The sequence below is a fragment of the Patescibacteria group bacterium genome (genome assembly GCA_041650895.1).
Classification (GTDB): domain Bacteria; phylum Patescibacteriota; class Patescibacteriia; order 2-01-FULL-39-33; family 2-01-FULL-39-33; genus CAISTG01.
Map to the genome: position 1 here is coordinate 815,816 of JBAZKF010000001.1, position 21,287 is coordinate 837,102.

25 protein-coding genes are annotated in these 21,287 nt (G+C 41.6%); 22 read left to right on the forward strand and 3 right to left on the reverse strand.

The genetic code is table 11. The annotated features are described in order from the left end of the window. Nucleotide 1: 1 nt before the first annotated feature. The 18 genes from WC473_04015 (at nt 2) to WC473_04100 (ending at nt 16,732) form a co-directional block, all read left to right on the forward strand. Nucleotides 2-877, forward strand: a complete 876-nt coding sequence (locus tag WC473_04015) for a hypothetical protein (protein ID MFA5124956.1) — start codon at nt 2-4, stop codon at nt 875-877. Between the two features lie 93 nt (nt 878-970). Further along, complete coding sequence (locus WC473_04020) at nt 971-1,984, forward strand: hypothetical protein (protein ID MFA5124957.1); 1,014 nt, start codon at nt 971-973, stop codon at nt 1,982-1,984. A gap of 8 nt (nt 1,985-1,992) precedes the next feature. Continuing rightward, nucleotides 1,993-2,424, forward strand: coding sequence for an rRNA maturation RNase YbeY (gene ybeY, locus WC473_04025; GenBank protein MFA5124958.1), 432 nt, complete (start codon nt 1,993-1,995; stop codon nt 2,422-2,424). Between the two features lie 96 nt (nt 2,425-2,520). After that, nucleotides 2,521-3,771: a cell division protein FtsA gene (gene ftsA / locus WC473_04030; GenBank protein ID MFA5124959.1), complete on the forward strand. Its 1,251-nt coding sequence runs from the start codon at nt 2,521-2,523 to the stop codon at nt 3,769-3,771. Nucleotides 3,772-3,786: 15 nt separating this feature from the next. After that, a complete protein-coding gene (locus tag WC473_04035; protein MFA5124960.1) occupies nt 3,787-4,548 on the forward strand; it encodes a hypothetical protein in 762 nt (253 codons plus the stop codon). A 21-nt stretch (nt 4,549-4,569) separates the two neighbouring features. Next, nucleotides 4,570-5,916 (forward strand): cell division protein FtsZ, encoded by a 1,347-nt coding sequence (gene ftsZ / locus WC473_04040; protein MFA5124961.1) that lies wholly within the window; start codon nt 4,570-4,572, stop codon nt 5,914-5,916. A gap of 255 nt (nt 5,917-6,171) precedes the next feature. Beyond that, on the forward strand, nt 6,172-8,220 hold the full coding sequence (locus tag WC473_04045) for a ribonucleoside triphosphate reductase (protein MFA5124962.1): 2,049 nt from the start codon (nt 6,172-6,174) through the stop codon (nt 8,218-8,220). A gap of 62 nt (nt 8,221-8,282) precedes the next feature. Continuing rightward, entirely contained in the window at nt 8,283-8,453 is a 171-nt protein-coding gene (gene nrdD / locus WC473_04050) for an anaerobic ribonucleoside-triphosphate reductase (GenBank protein MFA5124963.1), read from the forward strand. Nucleotides 8,454-8,471: 18 nt separating this feature from the next. After that, complete coding sequence (locus WC473_04055; GenBank protein ID MFA5124964.1) at nt 8,472-9,158, forward strand: anaerobic ribonucleoside-triphosphate reductase activating protein; 687 nt, start codon at nt 8,472-8,474, stop codon at nt 9,156-9,158. Between the two features lie 49 nt (nt 9,159-9,207). Continuing rightward, nucleotides 9,208-9,447: a hypothetical protein gene (locus tag WC473_04060; GenBank protein MFA5124965.1), complete on the forward strand. Its 240-nt coding sequence runs from the start codon at nt 9,208-9,210 to the stop codon at nt 9,445-9,447. 4 nt (nt 9,448-9,451) lie between these two features. Then, nucleotides 9,452-10,553, forward strand: a protein-coding gene (prfB, locus tag WC473_04065; GenBank protein ID MFA5124966.1) for a peptide chain release factor 2 whose coding sequence is annotated in 2 segments (ribosomal slippage) — nt 9,452-9,496 and nt 9,498-10,553 — 1,101 coding nt in all. Because the reading frame shifts where the segments join, the coding sequence is not laid out codon by codon here. Next, the gene (locus WC473_04070; GenBank protein MFA5124967.1) at nt 10,553-12,076 is read left to right on the forward strand and encodes a ComEC/Rec2 family competence protein; all 1,524 of its coding nucleotides are present in this window, start codon (nt 10,553-10,555) and stop codon (nt 12,074-12,076) included. Before prfB ends, WC473_04070 begins: the two co-directional genes overlap by 1 nt. Before the next feature lie 128 nt (nt 12,077-12,204). Next, nucleotides 12,205-12,852, forward strand: coding sequence for a type II secretion system F family protein (locus tag WC473_04075; protein MFA5124968.1), 648 nt, complete (start codon nt 12,205-12,207; stop codon nt 12,850-12,852). Between the two features lie 80 nt (nt 12,853-12,932). Continuing rightward, nucleotides 12,933-13,997, forward strand: a complete 1,065-nt coding sequence (locus tag WC473_04080; GenBank protein ID MFA5124969.1) for a CARDB domain-containing protein — start codon at nt 12,933-12,935, stop codon at nt 13,995-13,997. 186 nt (nt 13,998-14,183) lie between these two features. Continuing rightward, the gene (locus tag WC473_04085; GenBank protein ID MFA5124970.1) at nt 14,184-14,807 is read left to right on the forward strand and encodes a hypothetical protein; all 624 of its coding nucleotides are present in this window, start codon (nt 14,184-14,186) and stop codon (nt 14,805-14,807) included. A 98-nt stretch (nt 14,808-14,905) separates the two neighbouring features. Then, complete coding sequence (locus WC473_04090) at nt 14,906-15,790, forward strand: MBL fold metallo-hydrolase (protein ID MFA5124971.1); 885 nt, start codon at nt 14,906-14,908, stop codon at nt 15,788-15,790. A 71-nt stretch (nt 15,791-15,861) separates the two neighbouring features. Then, complete coding sequence (locus WC473_04095) at nt 15,862-16,239, forward strand: response regulator (protein ID MFA5124972.1); 378 nt, start codon at nt 15,862-15,864, stop codon at nt 16,237-16,239. 1 nt (nt 16,240) lies between these two features. Continuing rightward, nucleotides 16,241-16,732 (forward strand): nucleoside-diphosphate kinase, encoded by a 492-nt coding sequence (locus WC473_04100; GenBank protein MFA5124973.1) that lies wholly within the window; start codon nt 16,241-16,243, stop codon nt 16,730-16,732. Nucleotides 16,733-16,837: 105 nt separating this feature from the next. Here the strand turns inward: WC473_04100 and WC473_04105 are convergent, their stop codons facing one another. From WC473_04105 to WC473_04115, 3 genes are all read right to left on the reverse strand, one after another. Next, complete coding sequence (locus WC473_04105) at nt 16,838-17,059, reverse strand: DUF2769 domain-containing protein (protein ID MFA5124974.1); 222 nt, start codon at nt 17,057-17,059, stop codon at nt 16,838-16,840. Nucleotides 17,060-17,063: 4 nt separating this feature from the next. Continuing rightward, entirely contained in the window at nt 17,064-17,981 is a 918-nt protein-coding gene (locus tag WC473_04110) for a flavodoxin family protein (GenBank protein ID MFA5124975.1), read from the reverse strand. Nucleotides 17,982-18,082: 101 nt separating this feature from the next. Continuing rightward, complete coding sequence (locus WC473_04115; protein ID MFA5124976.1) at nt 18,083-18,259, reverse strand: bL28 family ribosomal protein; 177 nt, start codon at nt 18,257-18,259, stop codon at nt 18,083-18,085. Between the two features lie 112 nt (nt 18,260-18,371). Here WC473_04115 and WC473_04120 point away from each other — a divergent pair, with 112 nt between their 5' ends. From WC473_04120 to WC473_04135, 4 genes are all read left to right on the forward strand, one after another. Further along, on the forward strand, nt 18,372-19,001 hold the full coding sequence (locus WC473_04120) for a site-2 protease family protein (GenBank protein ID MFA5124977.1): 630 nt from the start codon (nt 18,372-18,374) through the stop codon (nt 18,999-19,001). Nucleotides 19,002-19,296: 295 nt separating this feature from the next. Beyond that, a complete protein-coding gene (rpsL, locus tag WC473_04125; GenBank protein MFA5124978.1) occupies nt 19,297-19,725 on the forward strand; it encodes a 30S ribosomal protein S12 in 429 nt (142 codons plus the stop codon). A gap of 116 nt (nt 19,726-19,841) precedes the next feature. Then, entirely contained in the window at nt 19,842-20,309 is a 468-nt protein-coding gene (gene rpsG / locus WC473_04130; protein MFA5124979.1) for a 30S ribosomal protein S7, read from the forward strand. A gap of 545 nt (nt 20,310-20,854) precedes the next feature. Continuing rightward, complete coding sequence (locus WC473_04135; protein ID MFA5124980.1) at nt 20,855-21,175, forward strand: hypothetical protein; 321 nt, start codon at nt 20,855-20,857, stop codon at nt 21,173-21,175. Nucleotides 21,176-21,287 lie beyond the last annotated feature (112 nt).

The window sequence follows — 21,287 nt, forward strand, 5'->3', positions numbered from 1 at the left end:
TATGTTTGACAACACAACTAACCAAGGTAATCAAACGGGGGTCGGCAGTACCGGTCAGATGCCGCCACGGGCACCGCAATTCGGTCCTAGCCCCTTCAACCAACCACAACCCCTGAATCAGCAACCAGCTCAGCCGGTTCTAGCTCCTGCGCCAACCACTCCCGGCAATCTGCCGGTTGATGATATTTTTTCTAATACTGATCAATCTTCTCGTTCAAGCGGTTCAGCTTTTGTCCGCCAGGCCCTCGGTTCTCCGGTTTCACCGTTTACTCCGCCTCAACCAGCTGATGCTCGGACGCAACCATCCGCTGCTTATCAGTCACCGGCAGGGCCAGTGTCTCGGTCCACAACCTATATTCCATCAAATGAGGAACTTTTTGGCGGTCGATCTTTTCCTTGGGGCAAAGTGATTTCTATCATTGTGATTTTGGCTGTTATTGCTGGAGCCGCCGCCGCGGCTTATTGGGGCTATTCATATTTTTTCACTATAAAAAAGAGTGCCGTTACAACTCAGGTTCCAATGGTAACCGAGCAACCTCAGGTAGCTATTCCCGCCGTCACAACTACTGTGCCGGAAGCTATTCCCGCTACTACTGCGCCAGCCGTCGTTACTATTCCAGCAACAACCGAGTCTTCTCCTGATTCCGATGGTGATGGCTTAACTGATAGCGAAGAACGGGCTTTAGGTACTGACCCGCTTAAGGCGGATACTGATGATGATGGGTTGACTGATTGGGCGGAAATAAAGATTTATCACACCGAACCGCTCAATCCCGATACTGATAGTGACGGTTATAAAGACGGCCAGGAGGTCATTAATGGTTATGACCCGCTCAAACCAGGCAATGCTAAATTATTTGAGGTGCCGAAGCAGTAAAGTAATGAATTAAAATAACCGGAAAAACAATAATATGATAGTTATATTTTTGTTTTATTATTTTTTTGATTAGTTGATTATTTATTTTAATATATGCCCGATCAACAAAATTTAACACCGCCATCCAACAAACCGGCGTTGTCGCCGGACATCTCTGGGGAGGTTTATGTAATGCCGGAAAAATTCAGGCCGGAAGCAGCTAAGTCGGGAAGTTTAGGTTTGATTATCGCTTTAGTAATTTTATTCGGAGTGATTGCTGTCAGTGCCGGCTATTTTGGTTATGATTATTATGTTAAATCCAAAGTCCAGCCACAACCACAGTCCCAGCCACCAGTGATAGAGTTATTGGAGACCCCATTGATTATTCCGGAGGAAGTATTATCGACTGAGGTTATGCCGGAAGCAACGTCTACTGCAGTTGAATCGGTAGCCACTTCTCCCGCCGTTATTTCTACTGAAGAGACAGCGGAGGCAGTTGCAGTAATTACTATCAGTCTAGATACTGACAATGATAACTTGACTGACGTGGAAGAAATAATTTTTGGCACTCTACCAACTAACCCCGATACTGACAACGATGGCTATCATGACGGAACGGAGTTAATGAACGGTTATGATCCGGCCAAGTCTGGCAATGCCATGATATTTGATTCACCGTTTATAACTAGCTTTACCTCTGATTTCAACAGCGATAATTTTCGGCTTTATTATCCTAAAGAATGGCAGATTGCTCAGATTAAAGATAGTAAGCAAGCGCTAATCACCGCCGGTACGGGTGAGGTGATCAAGCTTACGGTAAAAGACAACCAAGCCAAGCAGGCAGCCATGGCTTGGTATCTGGAAAACCATCCTCAGGTTAGTGTTAGTAGCTTGCGTTTGGTTGATTATGGCGATTTATCAGGTATTTTTGCACCTGACGGGCTAACGGCGTATTTGACCGGATCGGACAAAAACAAGCTGTATGTGTTTGAATACTTATCGGGGCGTGGCAGTGAATTCCGTTATCCCAATATCTTTAGTTTTATCATTAAATTTTTCAAATTAACGGCAACTTCATTGAGTGAGCCGACTGTTAATACTTTAGATACGGCTACCACTACAAATTAGACCAGCTTATGATAAGTTTTGATTTGACTAATGAAACCAAGTTTCGTCCGGATTCCGACTTAATTAAAAGGGCAGTCAAGAATTTTTCTCAAGCAGCAAAAATTAAATCAGGGGAATTTTCTTTAGTCTTAGTTAAGTCATCAACGATTAAGAAATGGAATCGTTTGTACCGAGGCCAAGATAAAATTACTGATGTTTTAAGTTTTGCGGAAGCGGAAGCGGAGTTTATTGAAGAAAAAAATAATTTGGGCGAGATATTGATTTGCGTTAGTCGGGCTAAAGAGCAGGCGAAATCTTACGGCTGGGATCTGAACCAAGAGGTTATTAGACTATTGATCCACGGATTAGCCCATTTGATCGGCTATGAACATGAAGGCGTCTCAGTCGTTACTCGTCAGCAGATGGAAAAATTTGAGTCCAAAGTGTTAAAGGAAATTTAATGATAGCGTTCAAGAAACACTGAACACAAATTGTGTTCAGTCTGTTCTTGCCCTTAGAACCAGTATTTGTTATAATTAACCAAGTTAAAAACACCCATGCCCAAAAGCCATTTGATCACCGGATTGGATATCGGCTCGACCGCCATTAGGATCGCGGTGGGAGAACGTTCCAAAAACGACACTAAGATAAGAATTATCGGCGCGGTTGAAGGACCATCTGCTGGGATTTCTAAAGGAGTTATTGTCGGTTCCGAGGACGCCATTTCTTCTATCTCTGCTGTCATTGAAAGAGCTGAACGTATGATCGGTCAGCCGATTGAACGTGCTTGGGTGGGAATTAATGGCAGTCATATTGTAACCACTGAATCACATGGCGTTGTAGCTGTCTCTAAAAGCAATGGCGAGATAACTTATTCAGATGTTGATCGGGTGATTGAGGCGGCTAAGGCCGTGGCTTCACCACCGAATTATGAGATTTTGCATGTCATTCCGAAAAGTTTCACTGTTGATCAACAAGTCGGTATTAAAGATCCGGTTGGCATGACTGGTATCCGTTTGGAGGTTGATGCACAGATTATTCAAGGCCAGTCCGCTCAAATAAAAAATTTAAGCAATTGCGTTTATCGTACCAAGTTAAATATCGACGATTTAGTTTTGTCTATTTTAGCAGCCGCTGAATGCGTTTTGACCACTAAGCAGAAAGAGATGGGAGTGGTCGTGGTGAATTTAGGAGGCAAGACCACTTCTTTGGCTGTTTTTGAAGAGGGCGATTTGTTGCATACCTCCGTCATTTCCTTGGGCTCAGATTATATTACTTCAGATATTGCTTTATACTCTCAAATTTCCGCTGAAACTGCAGAAAAAATAAAAGTTCGCGAGGGCAGTTGTTCTTATAAGGAATTCAAGCGTCAGGAAGAAGTGAAATTTGCCGCGGTTGGCGGTATGGAAGAAGGAACCTTTAACAAGCGGGAAATAGCTCAAGTTATCGGTATGCGCGTGGAGGAGATTTTCGAACAAGTTGACCGCGAACTGAAGAAAATTGGCAAATCAGGTATGTTGCCGGCAGGAGCTGTTATTACCGGTGGCGGAGCTAAAATTGATGGTATTATTGAAGCGGCTAAGCGATCATTGCGTTTGCCCGCATCCGTTGGCTACCCACATGATTTGGTTTCGGCTTTGGACCGCGCTTCCGATCCGGCCTTTACCGCGGCTATCGGTTTGGTGCTTTGGGGGGATCATTTAGCTGGAGGTAATTTCAGTCACGCCAGTAGCTTTTCTTGGAACGGTTCGGCCGTTGGCGGATTAATCGGGAAGATTAAGAACATTTTTAAAACTCTTTTACCATAATTTAATAGCAAACATATGCCTAAAAGTATGCCTAAAAAACGTACATCCAGAAAAAAGATAAGCAGTGTCGTCGATCCTTACGAGGTGCCACAGAATATTCCAGCCGCCTATCGCCGGCCAGAACCATTAGTATCAGGAGGAATTGGCCCAGTGGTTACAGTATTTATTATTATTATTATTATTATCGGAGCCTTGGCCACCAGTTATTACTTTATAAATCATCAGCCACTTGATTTCAGTGATACAGAAGCTGGCGTTGTAGTAGATACTCAGGATTCTACCGCTCAGTCGGATCAGACAGCAGCTCAAATCGATCCGGCAGCCGATTGGAAGACTTATGATTTTTTAGTTAAATCCAGCTCGACTGCAGCCACTTCAACTTTGTTTTCCTTTCGTTATCCTGATGGCTTGACTATAGAACGCAACGGCGAAGTATTGAGGATCTATGGTTCCACTGCCACTGATACGCAAATGTTTGTTTATTATGAGCCGGTTACTGTCGGTTTGGATAAATATTTAAGTGATTTGGACAAAGTTTCAGCCAAGTCCTGGGAAGGTAAGCCTTCAATAGAAGTAGTTACTTCTACTTCTGGCACTTTAGGTGGCCAACCTTTGGTTATTCGTGAGCAGAAACTCTTGGCCGCCGATCTTAGTGCTTATACTGCTTACATATTTAATGGCAATAATGTTTTTACCGTGTCTCTAACCACGTCGGCCTTAAATCAGCAGTTAGCTCAGTTTTTCGTGATATTTTTGAATAATTTTAAACTAGAATAATAATAGTCTTACCAAATAACTATGCCTGAAATTAAACCGGAAATTGAAACCATCGCTAAGATTCGGGTGGTGGGTGTAGGAGGATCAGGAGGGTCGGCGATCAATCGAATGGTCACAGCCAAAATCAGAGGCGTTGATTTTATAGCTATCAACACTGATTTGCAGGCTTTGCATCATAATTTAGCCGATCGTAAACATAAGTTGCCTATTGGGCAAAAATTGACCCGTGGTTTAGGCGCGGGAATGAACCCGGAGGTTGGTTTGTCGGCCGCCCAAGAAAATGCTGCTGAAATTCGCGAACTTTTGCGCGGTTCCGATATGGTATTCATTACCTGTGGTTTGGGTGGGGGTACCGGCACTGGAGCTTCACCGGTAGTCGCACAAATCGCCAAGGAGCTGGGAGCATTAGTAGTGGCTGTTGTGACTAAACCATTTACTTTTGAAGGCAAGAAGCGTCAACAGATAGCCGAAGATGGCCTGGAGGTATTGTCGCAAAACGTTGATGCCATTATTACTATACCCAACGACAAAGTCAGTCAAATCATCGATCAAAAAACTTCCATGGTTGATGCCTTTAAGGCGATAGATGATATTTTGCGTCAGGGTATCCAGGGCATTTCGGAAATCATTACCGTGCCTGCTTTGATAAATGTTGATTTTGCCGACGTTAAAGCAATTATGAAAGAAGCTGGCTCAGCTTTAATGTCCATTGGAGAGAGCAGTGGTGAAACCAGATCGCAGATGGCCGCTCGTATGGCTATATCCTCCCCCCTATTAGATCTTTCCATTGAAGGAGCTAAAGGCATTTTGTTTGTAATTACCGGCGGATCCAGTTTGACCATGTCAGAAGTTGGAGAAATAGCCGATGTTATTACTAAGGGGGCAGATGAAAACGCTAAGATTATTTTTGGTGCCAATATTGACGAGGGAATGAAGGATAAGATTCGGGTCACCTTATTAGCCACCGGCTTTGGTGACGGGATTAGGAGTGATAATAATAGAAACAATCCTTTGAAAAATAAGCTAAACTCCATTTTTGTTGATAAAAGTCCAAAAAATGTCGACGAAGAGATAAAAATAACTAAAAACTCCTTCGGTCGATCCAATCAAGAGACCGTAGTGAAGGTTAAATCACTGACAGATGATGAGGCAAGAGCGGAGAAACATGGTTTTTGGGGGGCAAAACCTCTAACTAAGGATAAAGTTGCTGTTGAAATGGAAGAAACATTATCAGATATAGAAGAAATTGAATCGGAAGGTCAGGAAATCATGCCGGTTTCTTCTCCGGACAGGGTGAATAGGATTCTGGATGAGGGGGAAGATGAGGACTTAGAAATCCCTACTTTCCTGCGGAAAAAAATGAAATAATCGCCTAAATTTAGGCAACATTTGAGGAGCCAAAAAACAGATTTAAAATTAAAAATATTTTTTATAAATCCGGCCTGTGGATAAGGCCGGATTTTTTTAAAAATTTTAAAAAAACCCTTTAAAATTAACGTTTTGACACACCCACTGACTGAGGGTATAATTATAGCAACGACAGGTTTTGCAAGACCAAAAACAACCCATGCTTTTTTGGCTTCGTGCCTGTGTTTTTTATTAATTTATAGGATTAAAGAATACATGGAAACTCAGATTAAACAGGTAAGGAAGCGCAATGGCGACATTGCTGACTTTGACCAGAAAAAAGTTACCGCTGCTTTATATAAGGCTTTGGTAGCAGTGGGGCGCGATGACCAGGATTTGACTCAGGTCCTGTCTGAAAAGGTGGTGCATATAATTAATAGTAAATTCCACCCGCGGTCTATTCCGGCCATTGAGGAAATTCAAGATGTTGTTGAAGAGGTTTTGATTAAAGATGATTTAGTTAAGGCGGCTAAGGCTTACATCATTTACCGCGAGCAGCATTCCCGTTTACGTGAACTCAAGAAGTTGCTTAATTCCAATGACATTATTGAAGGGTATCTGAATAAAATCGACTGGCGCGTCAAAGAAAATGCCAATATGGCCTATTCTTTGCAAGGCTTGAATAATCATGTGGCCTCGGCAGTATCTTCTCATTATTGGCTCAACAAGATTTATCCTCCGGAGATCAGGAATGCTCATAACGACGGTACGATGCATATTCACGATCTCCAGCTTTTGGCCGTTTACTGTTGTGGCTGGGACCTTCAGACTTTGTTACGATTGGGTTTTGGCGGCGTGGAAGGAAAGGTGCAGAGCAAGCCGCCTAAACGTTTCCGCGTGGCTTTAGGCCAGATTGTTAATTTTTTCTATACTTTGCAAGGCGAAGCGGCCGGCGCTCAGGCCTTCGCTAATTTTGACACTTTGTTGGCCCCATTTATCAGATATGAGGGATTAGAGTATAATCAAGTTAAGCAGTCCATGCAGGAATTTGTGTTTAACATGAATGTGCCGACCAGGGTAGGGTTCCAGACGCCCTTTACCAACTTAACCTTTGACCTGGTTTGTCCCTCAACCTTAGCCAATGAGCCGGTTCTAATCGGTGGCATTCCACAACGCGAAACCTACAAAGAATTTCAGCGAGAGATGGACTTGATCAATCGCGCTTTTGCCGAAGTAATGATGGAAGGCGATGCTAGGGGGCGTGTTTTTACTTTTCCTATCCCGACTTACAATATTTCTAAGGATTTTAATTGGCAAAATGAGGTACTTAATCCGATTTGGGAGATGACCGCCAAATATGGCATACCGTATTTTGCCAATTTTATTAATTCGGACATGAAAGCAGAAGATGCCCGGTCCATGTGTTGTCGTTTGCGTTTGGATAATCGGGAATTGCGCAAACGCGGCGGAGGTATGTTTGCCGCCAATCCTTTGACCGGCTCAGTAGGCGTGGTAACGATTAATTTGCCCCGCATTGGTTATCTGTCTAAAGGCAATGAAGAAATGCTTTTTTCTCGTTTGGCCCAGGTAATGGATTTAGCCCGCCAGTCATTGAAATTGAAGCGTGGAATTCTGGAGAATTTTACCGAGATGGGCCTATATCCCTACTCCCGTTATTTCTTGAATGACATTAAAGAGCGGTTTGGACAATATTGGCGCAATCATTTCAATACGGTCGGCATTAATGGCATGAATGAGGCAGTTTTAAACTTTTTAGACAAACCACTTAGCTCCAAAGAGGGCGGGGAGTTAGCCAGTAAAATGATGGATTTCATGTTGCAACGTCTGGTGACTTTTCAGGAAGAGGACGACCAATTGTATAATTTAGAAGCTACACCGGCCGAAGGAGCGACTTATCGTTTTGCTAAAAGGGATAAAGAGCTTCACCCTGATATTTTAGTCGCTAATGAAGGGCAGTATAAAGAACGGGGAGCTGCCCCTTACTATACAAACTCCACTCATTTTCCAGTTAATTATTCAACCGATATTTTTGATGTTTTAGAGAAGCAGGATAATCTGCAAATAAAGTATACCGGCGGTACCGTAGTCCATATTTTCCTAGGCGAAAAGATGCCAGATATTGAGAGTACTAAAAACCTAGTGAAGAAGGTCGCCGAAAGCTTTCATTTGCCTTACTATACTTTGACCCCGACTTTTTCCATCTGTCCTAAGCATGGTTACTTGCCAGGCGAGCATCGTTATTGTCCGATATGCGATGACGAAATCGGTTATATCAGAGAACAAAAGGAGAAATTACCATTGTAAACATAAGATAGGAATCGGAATCTGAATCGTTAATTTTAAATTATTAACTAATTTAAAATAATATGGAAGGTGACAACAAAGAAATTTTAAGGCAGCCCTGCGAAGTTTATTCGCGGGTTGTTGGTTACATTAGGCCGGTAGATCAATGGAATCCAGGCAAGCAGTCGGAATTCACTGATCGCAAGACCTTTGATAACTGTCGGACTTGTTCCGTGGAAGAACTGCCGGTTTAAGGGTATTTTACTTTTACTATGAGAATAGGTGGTCTTCAGCCGGTTACATTATTGGATTATCCGCAAAAAATGGCAGCAATCGTATTTACCTACGGGTGTAATATGCGCTGTCCTTTTTGTTATAATCCGCAATTGGTTTTGCCTGGCCTGCCAGCTGATAGGCTGTACGATGAAGATCAAGTGATTAATTTTTTAAAGCGACGAAAAAAATATCTTGATGGTTTGGTTATTACCGGTGGCGAGCCGACATTACAAAAAGGACTAATAGGATTTCTTGCTAAAATGAAGAAAATCGGTTACTCTGTTAAATTAGATACTAATGGCTTATTGCCGGAGTCGCTTAAAGATTTATTGGATCGAGAATTGGTTGATTATATTGCTATGGATATTAAGGGGCCACTCGAAGAATATGAAAAATATGCCGGTGTTACGCCTGAAGGCGTTGAGAAAAGTATTGCTTTAGTGATGTCCAGTGGTTTGCCTTATGAGTTCAGAAGCACTTTAGTTAAAGGATGGCATAACCGGACGGATATTGCGATTATGGCGGAAACAATCAAAAATGCCGATTTATATTATTTGCAGAATTTTCAGGACAGTGAGTGTTTGGCTGGTAAAGATTTTTCCGGTAAGCCGTTTTTTAAAAAAGAATTGGAGGGATTTCGTCAATTAGCGGAAGACTGGGTGAAGAAATGTGTTATAAGATAATAAATCATTGTTAGATTCTAATTGCCCTTAAGTCATAAAAAATAATAATATGACCGAAGAAAAACCTAAAGATTTAGTATTGGAATTATTACAACAAAACCTGGCGGCGACTCTAGAGTTGCGTGAAGATATTAAAAAGGTCCGCCGCTATATGATGTGGCGAACACTTTGGTCAATTATTTGGATTACTATGGTAATCGCTCCAGCTCTTTGGGCTGCTTTATATCTGCCGACGATTATGAAAGATTATGAAAACTATTTTAAGGTTTTAGAAATGGTCATATCTTAATTATATGAATGATTTATTAATAAAAATTAAAGAGCTGCAAGATAAAGTAGCCGCCACTTGGAGGTTACTTTGACCCCGATCAAGCTGAAAAAGAACTGAAGCAATTGGAAGTCAAGATGTCTAAGCCGGAATTTTGGTCTGATTCCGAAACCGCCAAGGCCGTGAGCAAACAGTATGATGATTTAAAAAAAGAGGCGGCGACTTGGCAAAAGTTAACCGATAGTTTGGTAGAACTTTTGGAATTGTCGAAAATTTTCGACAGTAGCGGAGAGTTGGATGGTCATCAGTCCGAGTTAACGGATAAATTACAGCAACTGCAAGCAGAATATGACCGCTTGGAATTTGCTGTTTTATTTTCTGGTAAATATGATAAAGAAAATGCGGTATTTTCGATTCATGCCGGCACTGGCGGCGTAGATGCGATGGATTGGGCGCAAATATTAGTCAGAATGTATTTGCGTTTTTGTGAACGTCACGGTTTTGAAGCTAAGATTATTGATGAAACAGCGGGTGGCGAGGCCGGAATCAAATCAGCAACTATTGAGGTGACTGGGCGTTACGCTTATGGCTGGTTGAAGGCCGAGGGAGGTGTGCACAGATTGGTGCGTATTTCACCGTTTGACGCGGAGAAAATGCGCCATACTTCCTTTGCTTTGGTGGAGGTGTTGCCAGAATTAGAGGAAGTGGAGTCTATAGAAATTAAAGATGAAGATATTAAAGTGGAGGCTTTCCGCGCTGGCGGTCATGGTGGCCAATCGGTCAATACCACTGACTCCGCTGTCCGCCTGACTCATTTGCCGACCGGTATCGCCGTTAAGTGTCAAAATGAAAGATCACAGTTGCAAAATAAGACTAAAGCGCTGAAAATTTTAAAGTCAAGGCTATTACAGTATTATCAGGAAGAGGCTGGACAGAAGAAAGAAAAAATCAAAGGCGAATATCGCCAGGCTCAGTGGGGCAATCAGGCTCGCTCCTATGTCTTGCAGCCTTATCGCTTAGTTAAAGATCATCGCACTGGTTATGAGACGGCCGATACTGATCGAGTACTTGACGGAGAAATTGATGATTTTGTCGGCGCTTACCTTAAACAACAAGCCGGAAAGTAATGTCATTAAGCCGTGCTCAGTTGTTATTTTTTTCTTGCCTCGCTTTTATTGCCGGAGTGTTCTTCGGTAATTTTTTTAATTTGCCAGCTTTTGGACTTTTTTGCTTAGGATTGATTCTATTGTTTTCGACTGTCGTTTCCAGTTTTAAGATTAAAGATAAGGCTAAAAATAATAACCGATTATTTATTATTTTTTTGCTTTTTAGTTTTTTTGTTTTTGGCTGGTGGCGTTACGTCTTAGCTTTGCCCGATTACAGCCAGCCGGATAGATTAAGCGGCCATACTTCATCCACAGTAGAGTTCATCGGCCGGGTCGCCAGTATTGATAGGACGATTGACAACCAGAAGTTGATGATCAAAGCTGATTATTTAGTCCGGGCAGTCCCAGATTTTTCTCCAACATTAGAAATAAGAAATCAGCCGGTGGCCGGTCGAGCAGCAGTTAAGACTGGTTTATATCCGGAGTGGCGATTGGCGGAAAAAGTTACGGTTGATTGCCACTTAGTCCGCCCGGGAATGATTGAAGATTTTGATTATGCCAGGTATCTAAGAAAAGACAAAGTTTTTGTTTCTTGTATTCTGGCTGAAGTGAGTTCATTATCTTTGCCGGATAACTTTTCAGTTTTGGGGAATATTGGCCGTCTAAAGTCTTGGTTGGCCCAGGGCATTAATAACTCCTTGTCTGAGCCCCAAGCTTCAATTATCAGGGGTATTATTTTAGGTGATAGCCGTGGCATTCCTGAATCTTACAGTACGATCTTTGCCAATTTAGGTTTGACGCATATCATTGCCGTGTCCGGTTCACACTTGGTTGTTGTTTTTGCTATTATTTTGAGTTTGCTTATCGCTCTGGGTATCAGAAGACAGAAAACTTTTTGGCCTTCGGTTTTTATTATTGCTGGTTATGTGCTTTTAGTCGGCACTCCGGCTTCGGCCGTAAGATCGGCTATTATGGCGTTAGCAGCGCTTTATGCAGTAACCTTGGGCCGATTGACCGGAATAAAAAATATTCTAGCTTGTACTGCCGCAATCATGCTTTTATTTAATCCTTTTATTTTGCTTGATGATGTTGGTTTTCAATTGTCCTTTTCCTCGGTTTTGGGGTTAGGTTATTTGTTGCCGATTTTCAGACAACGTTTCAGGAATTGGCCGGAATTATGGCAATTAAAGGAAATGTTTTTGACTACCGTTAGCGCTCAACTTTCCACCCTGCCATTAGTCGTGTATTATTTCGGGCGTTTGTCTTTATTGTCTTTGCCGGCCAATTTGTTGATTCTGCCGATTATTCCGCCACTGATGATTCTGGGGTTGATTAATGCGATAGTCGGGGTAGTTTTCCCATTCCTCGGTCAAATAATCGGCTGGTTGACTTGGTTGGCGGTTCAATATTGGCTAATAGTTTCTAGTTTAATTGATTCTTTGCCATTAAGTTCTGTCGGTTTTTCCGGCTTTGGCGTACCGGCGTTAATTCTTTCTTATATTTTGCTAGGCTGGTTTGTCCGGCATCAGGAGAAAAAAACGTAGTATATTGTAGCTTTTTTCTTATAACTGTAGCTTGACAAGATTAAATTAATAGTCTAATATCGACTTAGGCACTTTACAACCTCAACCGCCGATGCCAAATTTTGGCTAAGCATATAAGGAGATTAGCTATGACACGAGCCATGCAATATCGGATGTTTTGGTTTGATTTGGCTGCTTTATTGGATTTGGGCTTACCGCTGATGCGATCCCTGAATATCATTTGTCAACAATTATCCAATACTGATAGTTTTGGCTGTGGTATCAAAAAAATTATTGAAGACGCTCAAGGCGGTTTGACTTTTTCGGAGGCTCTGGCCGCTTCTTCAATGTTTTCATCAACCGAGATATGCGCTATTAGGGCTGGAGAAGTAGGTGAAATGTTGTGTTTGGCAGTGAATTGTATTGCTGATGGTAGGATTCCTTCCCGCGCCGATCAATATGAGTCTTTTTATCAGATTTTAAGCAGTCTGCTTGCATGCGGGGTTCCTATTCTGCAAGCGCTGAAAGAAAGTGAAAGAGGGTTGGATCCGCCCTTGAGGGAGGCGGTGGAAAAAATTCATGACTCTATTAGGGATGGTGGCACTATCGTCGATGCTATGACGGAGACAGGACAATTTTCCTTTATGGAAGCCAACCTGGTAGACGTTAGTGAGAATAGGTATTCACCATCCGATTCTTTGGATATACCCACTGTTGATATTTGCAGTGATGGATGCAACCTTGATTTTCTACTGTCCCGTTTGGCTATGTTGAGTCGACGACCTAACAATGGATGAACTTTAAACTTAATGCCAAGCCCGCCGGGTTTGGCATTTTTTTTGTCAAATGTTATAATGTTAGTAGTTAAATCGGTATTATGAAAAAAATATTTCTAATTTTAGTTGTTATCTTGATTGCTGGCAGTATCAGCGGTAAGCCGGCTCAAGCCGCTTATTTGCCGATGTCAGGAGATTTAGTCAAGACTGCCGCCAGTCCGGCAGTTTATATTATTGATGACGACCTCAAACGCCACCTGTTCTCCAACCAAGCCACTTTTTTTACTTGGTACAGTGGCAGCTGGTCGGATCAAAAAATCAAGATTGTCACCCAAGATGAATTTGATCAGATAGATAACGGCAAAAATGTCATAGTCAGGCCGGGGAGCAATCTGGTGCAGTTTGACAACAGCAATAAAGTTTTTGCCGTTACTCCCGGCGGCGTATTATGCGAGGTCCGCGCCCTGTACGGTGATAATTGGCAGTCGCGCGTTATTATTATTCAAAGTTCATTTGAGACGGATTATATCAGGGATAATTCCTGTATCCTTACTTCCGTTTCCAAATTGCCCGACGGTTCCATAATCCAGTACGTCGGTTCCAAAGATATTTATTTGATTGACGCCGGCACCAAAAGGAAGGTCACTACCAATGGTTTTAGCGTTAATGGCTATAAAGACAGTTCGGTTATTAAAAACGTCCCGACTACCATGACCTACACCAGCGGCAAGACCTCAGTGACGGCGGCCGAGCGCGGTTTGTCCATTCTTTATAGTTTAGCTTATAGCTTGACTCCGACTTCGCCGACTAAGCCTGATCTGATTGTTTACGATATTATTTTTCCTACCTCGCAACCCAAAGCTAACACCAATTATAATGTGGTGTTGCAAATAAAAAATACCGGTTCGGCTTTGACGACTTCGGCCGGCTTGCGTAATATTTCTTTTATCGGTCAGGATTTTACAATTAATACCATTAACCATGGCGACTATCCTTCCATCTCCAGACCGCTTGGCACTAGTCAAATTTTTGAAATAACTTATAATGGAAAATTCATTGCCAGCGGTAAGAAAACTTTAACCGCTAAGGTGGACGAGCCAAGCGAGTTAGCGGAAGTGAATGAAAACAATAATACTTATTCCGAGTATGTTACCGTTATTCCGTAACAGTTTATTTTTAGATGTTTTTTATAAAACCTCGTTGATTCGGGGTTTTTATTTTGGGCAAACATCTTGACAACAAGTTTAAGATTTGGTACAATTATATATTGATTTGGAATGGTTCAAATCAAGTCAATGAGTTTAAGAACATTAAAACAAACTCCGCTTAACAGCGGAACAAGGAGATGAATCATGGGTTACTTTTCCATCTTAGTCGTCATCGCAGTATTATCGGTATTATTTGGTTGGGCGTTGCATGCATATTCCGAACTCAATCATTTAGAAAGCAAAAAAAGAAAACGAGCAGAAACGCTAGTGTGGCTTAAGGCGGTTTTACCGGAAATTAAAAAGGGGGAAAAACAGTATAGTTATTTATTTTTAAGGGAAGATAAAATGGATCCCCTCGGTATTTTTGAGGAAGAATTAGGCTTGAAGCCGGGAGAATTAGAGAAATATTGCGATGCTGGCTTTGAAAGGGATGAGATATTCGATATTCTTATTCCCGAATTGGAAGAGGGGGCCCTTGATTATGATGAGCGTTTGAGGGGGCTTTATGAGACTATCAAGAGGTATTCCCCACTCTTAGACGATCTGCTTCCCAGTGAAGATCAAGTCAAAAAATATGAGTTAGCTGGAAGGATGGAAAGACGTCGTTTGGCAGTAGTGGCAGTGATTGATGCCGATGATCAGATGCGCATGGCCGTCGCGAAGCTTTATGAAGTTCTTGCAAGCTTTAGCCAAAAAGAGATTGGAGAGTTGGGCTTGGGAATCTCAGATGGTGTTTTGTTAGAACGCATGAAAGCTTACCTTGAGTAAGCTTTGTTACCCGCATAAAATTTGTAATCCCCGAACAATTTGTGCGGGGTTTTTATTTTGGGCGAATACTTTGCAAGGTAATATGCTATAATTTATTTATGAACAAGAAGTATACAAAGTATTTAATTGGCATTGCTGTTGCAGTTTTGTTGCTGGTTGGTATTAATTTTTATCAGCGTCACCCCGGCGCTGTTTTAGGAACTTTTAATATTCGTTCCACCTCGTCTTTGGAACTAATATTTTTTAATGTCGGCCAAGGAGATAGCTCGCTTATCATCACTCCTGATGGCCAGGATATCTTGATTGATGGCGGACATGATAATAAAGTACTATATGGGTTGGGTAAGTATCTGCCGCCAACCGATCGCACTATTGAAGCAATGATTTTGAGTCATCCGCATTCAGATCACGTCGCCGGCTTGGTGGAAGTTCTTAAGAGGTACCAAGTGGATAAAGTGATTATGACCGGAGTAACCCATACCGCGCCTGATTATTCGGAATTTTTAAGGTTAATTGAAGAAAAAAAAGTTCCAGTGGAAATAATCGACCGGCCGCAAGAGGAGACAATCGGCGGGCTGACTCTGCAATTTTTGATGCCGGAGAGGAGCTGGCAAGGTGAGCATGTGGCCAATCTTAATAATACTTCTATTGTCTTTAAGTTGGTTTATGGCTCTACTACGGCTCTGTATACCGGAGATTTTGAAAACGAGGAAAATTTGCTGTTGCAATCAATGGTTCAGATTAAGTCAGACGTACTCAAGGTTGGGCATCACGGCTCAACCAACGCCAATGATAAGGGGTTCTTGTCGGCTGTGGCGCCAGATTGGGCGGTGATTTCTGTTGGCGTTGATAACCAGTATGGCCATCCTCACTATCGTACGCTTTATTATTTGAAGCAGTTGGGTGCCAATGTTTTTCGTACTGACTTAGATGGGGATATCCGTTTGTTCAGCGACGGCCAGGGATTTATAACCGCCGACTAATTTTTTGACTTTACAGTTGATTTTTGTTAAGATTTCTTTGTTATTTAATTATTAATTTAATTTTTATTATTATGCCAGGTGATAAAATTAAAGTGTTGCTCGTAGAAGACGACGCTATGATCGTAGATATGTATAAGTTGCGATTGGAGGAGGAGGGTTATGAGGTCATTATAACCGATAGGGGCAGTCAAGCGATAGAACTAGCTAAGAAGGATGATCCGGATATTATCTTGTTAGATATTATCTTACCGGAAGTTGACGGTTTTTCCGTTCTCAGTTCACTTAAGAGCGAAGTAGCGACCAAGAAAATCCCGACAATTATCATGACTAACTTAGGACAGGAATCCGATCAGGAAAGGGGTCAGCAGCTGGGCGCTGAAGAATATTTCGTTAAAGCGCAACATACGCCGGCTGATGTAATAAACGTTATTAAAAAATATTTAAAATAATATGATTGAACGAACATTGGTTTTGCTTAAACCAGACGCGGTCAAGCGCGGTGTGATGGGGGAGATAATAGCTCGTTTTGAAAAAGTGGGCATGAAGATCGTGGCTTTGCGTTTGGCTTGGGTCAGTGAAGAGAAGGCCAAAGCGCATTATACCGAAGACATTGCTATTCGACGGGGCGAGCATGTCCGCAATTATTTGGTTGATTTTATCACCTCGGGCCCGGTCTTAGCTTTTGTAGTTGAGGGCGTAGACGCTATTGAGAATGTGCGAATGATGGTCGGCGCGACTGAGCCGAAATCCGCTATTCCCGGCACTATCCGTGGCGATTATTCCCATGTTTCTTATTCTCATGCCGATGCGGAGAAAAAAGTTGTAGCCAACCTTATTCATGCTTCCGCTGACAAGGCTGATGCGGAAAGAGAAATTTATGTCTGGTTTAACGAGGATGAGATTTTTGATTACAAGACGGCTTACGAAGCGCATACTTTATAAAGTTATTTAAACTAAAAAATCGCTAGCTTCGGCCGGCGATTTTTTATCACTTTTAATATTTCTCCCTCCTTAATAGTGAGTTAAATGGTTAATTTTTTGTTCCAGTTATTCTACCGCTCCTTCAATACACCAATAACCTCCGTTTAAGCTGTGTTCGATAGTAATCGGGCAACCGCCGCATAAGCAGCCGCTTTTTTTGATCTCACAGGAAGCTTTGCCTGAGGCGCAAAATAAACTTTCCGTTCGATCTCGTAGGCAATCGCTGTAAGAAGGACATTGCCCACAAATACATCTTTTCGAGTTTTCCTCGGTTTTTCGTATGGCCATATGTTTAATTGGCACTATTGACTGTGTGCCAGTCACTAATGCCAGATTTACGAAATAACTTTGCTGATTTGATAGTGTTATCGGCTAAAAGGCTTACTTCTTCAATGAAACAAGGCCCGGTTACGATAGCTTTGTCTGCCGAAGTCGGGTTACAGATTGAGGACATCGCATATAAAGCGGAGAAGGGTGGGAAGATCATCCCAAAATGATTAAGGGTCATAAATAGACTACTGATAGTTAAGGCTGCGCCAGCCTCATGTCCGGTAACAATCACTCCGGCGGTTTTTCCGCTGAAGCGACGGATAAAACCGCTACCCGGAACGTCATCGGAAGCAGTGAGGCGGATAAACTCGGTATGTTTTTTATTGAGTTCGCGATCTTTGGTTTTTTTAGGATCAGCCGGAGGCAAACTGCCGTCTAAACTGATACAGCGGTCTAGAAACAAGGACATGAGTGATGACATTTTAAAATTGTTCACAGGCGTGGCAAAAATAATCGCATCCGCGGCTAAAATCTTGTCGTACAAAGTTTTACTCATATCATCGGCACGCGGTGTGCCTTTTTGATAACAAGAACAAGGGAAGTGGCACTGGGTATTGACCGTAGAATAGCAGGCTTTGCAAGGTTTGATATCGTATTTTCTCAACAGTAATAATTCAGTTTGCGCGCCAAGTTCGTGGCAACGTTTTAGGCATGACTCCAATAATGATTCAGAATTAGATTTCTCTTGCGCCATATCCAATTCATCACGTGCCGAGCCGGATATTCCCAGTATTTTGATTTTGCCGCTCTTCTTTTTTGCCAACTGCCGGACTTCATTAATCCCTTGTTCTTGGATGTCTTTAAACCGTTTTAAGGTGGTGGCGTTAATTTCTAATTGTTTTGTTATCTCCCTATCACTTAGGTTTTTTTGTTTGATCATATGGTGTGACGGATAGCTTGCATTAATTATATCACTTTAAGACTAGAGCAACAAAAAACCCGGCCGGAGCCGGGAAAATCATCAGGGCGTAACAGCAGTAATTACTTTTGTTTTTTAGTTTTGGTTTTTAGGCAGGCGGTGCAGATAGCGGTTGATCTGCCATCCAACTTCTTGCTTTTCAGATTGATTTTCTGAGTGCGCTTGGATTTGATATTGGAGTGAGAAACGGAAAAACTGCTTCTGGTGCCGCGTCCGCAAACGGAACATGCTTTAGGCATAAAATTAAATAAAAAGTTAAAGTCTCAAAATGTAAAGTTATTCTAACAAATTTGAATAAAAAAGTCAAATCTGCTAGAATATAGTTAGATTTTAACTTTGAATTATTTTTTTATGCCTTTAAATTGGTTATTTACCGAACCGTTATTTTTTCTTTCTTGGATTTTGGCTATTTTAGTTACTTTAACTATTCATGAGTTTTCCCATGCCTTGGTCGCTAATATGTTAGGTGATTCCACAGCTAAAGATGGGGGACGGTTGAATTTTAATCCTTTAGTACATTTGGATCCATTGGGATTCATTATGATGCTGATAGCCGGCTTTGGCTGGGCCAAACCAGTGCCGGTTAATCCTTACAATTTGCGTGGCGGTCGTTGGGGTATGGCCCTGGTGTCTTTTGCCGGTCCTTTATCTAATTTTTTTGGAGTGCTGGTTTTTGCTGTATTTTTTAAGATGATTTCTCCTGTATTAGGACCGATGAATTTGCTGGTTAATTTTTTGTTTTTATTGATTTTGATTAATATTTCGCTTTTTGTTTTTAATTTGATTCCTATTCCTCCGTTAGATGGTTCCAGAGTGTTGCTTGCTGTTATTCCTGATAAATTTTACGATTTTAAAGAAAAATACCTCATGTATGGCCCGTATATTCTGTTGGCCTTGGTCTTGATTGACAACTTTACCAATGTCGGCATTTTTGGCAGACTTTTCCAGGGAATTATAAATATATTGAGTAGATTTTTATAAAATTGTTTTTAGCGTTGACTTTTAGGCGGAAATCGGTTAAAATAATATCTATAAAAAACAGTAAAAATATTTTCGGTTAAATTGTTTAAAATTAGCCAAGTTATCCGAAGGATCCCATTCCGGAATTGGGATTTTTTCATTCTCTGCCAACCGCTTGCTTATTGAACGTGAGCTCTCGTCTGGCACTAATGAACTTTGGTAATTTTCGCTGAAATTCAATGTTTTAATCGTTAAATTTTATTAAATATATAATTTTGATTCTTAATTCTTAATTTAAATTTGTAACTATTCAGTTATGCCTACAATAAATCAATTACTCAAAAAGGGACGCAAACCCAAGATTGTCAAATCTAAGACGCCTGACATTCAGACGACTTTGGATAGTTTGCATCGCCGTAAACATACCATGCAGAAAGGCAACCCCTTCAAACGTGGCGTGTGTACGGTTGTAAGAACCACTACGCCGAAAAAGCCGAACTCCGCTTTGCGTAAAATCGCCCGCGTCCGTTTGTCTAATGGCCAAGAGGTTACTGCTTATATTCCCGGCATCGGCCATAATCTGCAGGAGCACTCCATTGTCATGGTGCGTGGCGGCAGGGTTAAGGATTTGCCTGGTGTCAGATATCATATTGTCCGCGGCGTTTATGATTCCGCCGGTGTGGCTAATCGCAAGCGCGGTCGTAGCTTGTATGGAATGAAGAAAGAGAAGAAGGCAGCCAAGTAATTACGAATTTCAAATTACTGATTACTAATTTTCATGTTTAATCGCTAATAATTTCGTAAGTGTAATTTGAAGTTTAATTCGTAATTCTTAATTCGTAATTCTTAATTGAATAACATATGAGAGGTAAACCAGCAACAAAAAGAGTGATTGCCCCCGACGAGAAATATAGTCGCGAGGATATCGCTAAGTTCATCAATTATATTATGGAGCGCGGCAAAAAATCGGTCGCCAAAAATATCGTTTACGAGGCCTTGGAAATTATTTCCGATAAGACTAAAGTTGATCCTTTAGTTGTGTTTGATACGGCCATTAAGAATGCCGCTCCAACCGTAGAAATCAAGGGTCGCCGCGTTGGTGGCGCCAACTATCAAGTGCCGATGGCTGTTCGTCCTTCCCGCAGCTATACTTTGGGCTGCCGTTGGATTATCGGCGCCGCTAAAGCCAAGAAAGGCCGGCGTATGGCCATTAAGTTGGCGGAGGAGTTAACCGCCGCTTACAATAATGAAGGTGCCGCTATCAAAAAGAAACAGGATACTTACAGAATGGCTGAAGCTAACCGCGCCTTTGCGCATTTTTCCAGATAAAAGTAATAAATAATACTTAATAAGTAACCAGTACTTTTAAAATAATATAGTCAAATAATCAATAAGATAGCCACAAAAGGAGATAGATTAATGGGCGGGAAAAACACTGTTAGGGAACTTCAAGAGAGACTGAATGTTATTGAAAGGCAGATTAAAAAAATACAGGCGGATGCTGGGAAAAATATTAAGTCTGCTCGAAAAAGGTATCGCCAAATACAAAGACAGATTAGGCAATGTCAGGTTGCCTGTAAACATGGCTGGGTAGAACAAGGTTTTGACGCGAATTGTGTTTACTATTCATGCATTAAATGTGGTCGAGAAAATAAAATAGTAAGGACACGCACTGAATATAAACCTTATTGATTATTTTTTGAGGCGATAGTCCGTGTTTTCGCCTCTTCCAAAAATATTTAGGATTTTTAATATTTATTATTTGTATTCAAAACGCGAATGCAAGAAATATTGTGCCGATTCTTGGTGGGAATAGCAAATCCTCGTAATTTTGAACCTTAAAAGAAAAAATCAACTGACAGGAGGGAAAAGCAATGGAAGTTAGCCGGGCTGAACTGGGGGTCAGTATCAGCAAATTAGAATTGGATTCCTTGACGGTAAAAATTGGTCAGTTCATTGGCTATGATGGCGGAGAAGTTAAGTTTAGATTTTCGTCCCGTTTATGCCTGAATGATAATTTTGATCATCCCATTTTGCATACCGAAGCCGTATTTAAAACTCCTGAAGAAGCAACTGAGTGGGGCGATAGGTTATTGGATCTATTAAAAGGATTACCGCCGAAATCTCATACTTTTAGTAAAGGCCAGGTCGATCCCGATAAACAGAATAGGGTAATTATTTTAAGATTGCCTTAATATTATTGACAACTTCGAGAACCTGTAAAAAATATGGAAAAAGGTAATGGAAATGCTAAGCAGTTGATTTTTCGAGGTGGCAGCTCGTGCTTCCGCCTCTTCCAAAAAGTTT

Bases quoted from the DNA above. Each gene is read 5' to 3' on its own strand.
- WC473_04090 (MFA5124971.1), top strand. From the start codon at position 14,906: ATGAACAAGAAGTATACAAAGTATTTAATTGGCATTGCTGTTGCAGTT.
- WC473_04075 (MFA5124968.1), top strand. From the start codon at position 12,205: ATGACACGAGCCATGCAATATCGGATGTTTTGGTTTGATTTGGCTGCT.
- WC473_04045 (MFA5124962.1), top strand. From the start codon at position 6,172: ATGGAAACTCAGATTAAACAGGTAAGGAAGCGCAATGGCGACATTGCT.
- ftsA (MFA5124959.1), top strand. From the start codon at position 2,521: ATGCCCAAAAGCCATTTGATCACCGGATTGGATATCGGCTCGACCGCC.
- WC473_04060 (MFA5124965.1), top strand. From the start codon at position 9,208: ATGACCGAAGAAAAACCTAAAGATTTAGTATTGGAATTATTACAACAA.
- ybeY (MFA5124958.1), top strand. From the start codon at position 1,993: ATGATAAGTTTTGATTTGACTAATGAAACCAAGTTTCGTCCGGATTCC.
- WC473_04100 (MFA5124973.1), top strand. From the start codon at position 16,241: ATGATTGAACGAACATTGGTTTTGCTTAAACCAGACGCGGTCAAGCGC.
- WC473_04110 (MFA5124975.1), bottom strand. From the start codon at position 17,981: ATGATCAAACAAAAAAACCTAAGTGATAGGGAGATAACAAAACAATTA.
- WC473_04020 (MFA5124957.1), top strand. From the start codon at position 971: ATGCCCGATCAACAAAATTTAACACCGCCATCCAACAAACCGGCGTTG.
- WC473_04015 (MFA5124956.1), top strand. From the start codon at position 2: ATGTTTGACAACACAACTAACCAAGGTAATCAAACGGGGGTCGGCAGT.
- rpsL (MFA5124978.1), top strand. From the start codon at position 19,297: ATGCCTACAATAAATCAATTACTCAAAAAGGGACGCAAACCCAAGATT.
- WC473_04055 (MFA5124964.1), top strand. From the start codon at position 8,472: ATGAGAATAGGTGGTCTTCAGCCGGTTACATTATTGGATTATCCGCAA.
- WC473_04115 (MFA5124976.1), bottom strand. From the start codon at position 18,259: ATGCCTAAAGCATGTTCCGTTTGCGGACGCGGCACCAGAAGCAGTTTT.
- WC473_04070 (MFA5124967.1), top strand. From the start codon at position 10,553: ATGTCATTAAGCCGTGCTCAGTTGTTATTTTTTTCTTGCCTCGCTTTT.
- WC473_04095 (MFA5124972.1), top strand. From the start codon at position 15,862: ATGCCAGGTGATAAAATTAAAGTGTTGCTCGTAGAAGACGACGCTATG.
- WC473_04035 (MFA5124960.1), top strand. From the start codon at position 3,787: ATGCCTAAAAGTATGCCTAAAAAACGTACATCCAGAAAAAAGATAAGC.
- WC473_04080 (MFA5124969.1), top strand. From the start codon at position 12,933: ATGAAAAAAATATTTCTAATTTTAGTTGTTATCTTGATTGCTGGCAGT.
- WC473_04120 (MFA5124977.1), top strand. From the start codon at position 18,372: ATGCCTTTAAATTGGTTATTTACCGAACCGTTATTTTTTCTTTCTTGG.
- WC473_04135 (MFA5124980.1), top strand. From the start codon at position 20,855: ATGGAAGTTAGCCGGGCTGAACTGGGGGTCAGTATCAGCAAATTAGAA.
- ftsZ (MFA5124961.1), top strand. From the start codon at position 4,570: ATGCCTGAAATTAAACCGGAAATTGAAACCATCGCTAAGATTCGGGTG.
- WC473_04105 (MFA5124974.1), bottom strand. From the start codon at position 17,059: ATGGCCATACGAAAAACCGAGGAAAACTCGAAAAGATGTATTTGTGGG.
- WC473_04085 (MFA5124970.1), top strand. From the start codon at position 14,184: ATGGGTTACTTTTCCATCTTAGTCGTCATCGCAGTATTATCGGTATTA.
- rpsG (MFA5124979.1), top strand. From the start codon at position 19,842: ATGAGAGGTAAACCAGCAACAAAAAGAGTGATTGCCCCCGACGAGAAA.
- nrdD (MFA5124963.1), top strand. From the start codon at position 8,283: ATGGAAGGTGACAACAAAGAAATTTTAAGGCAGCCCTGCGAAGTTTAT.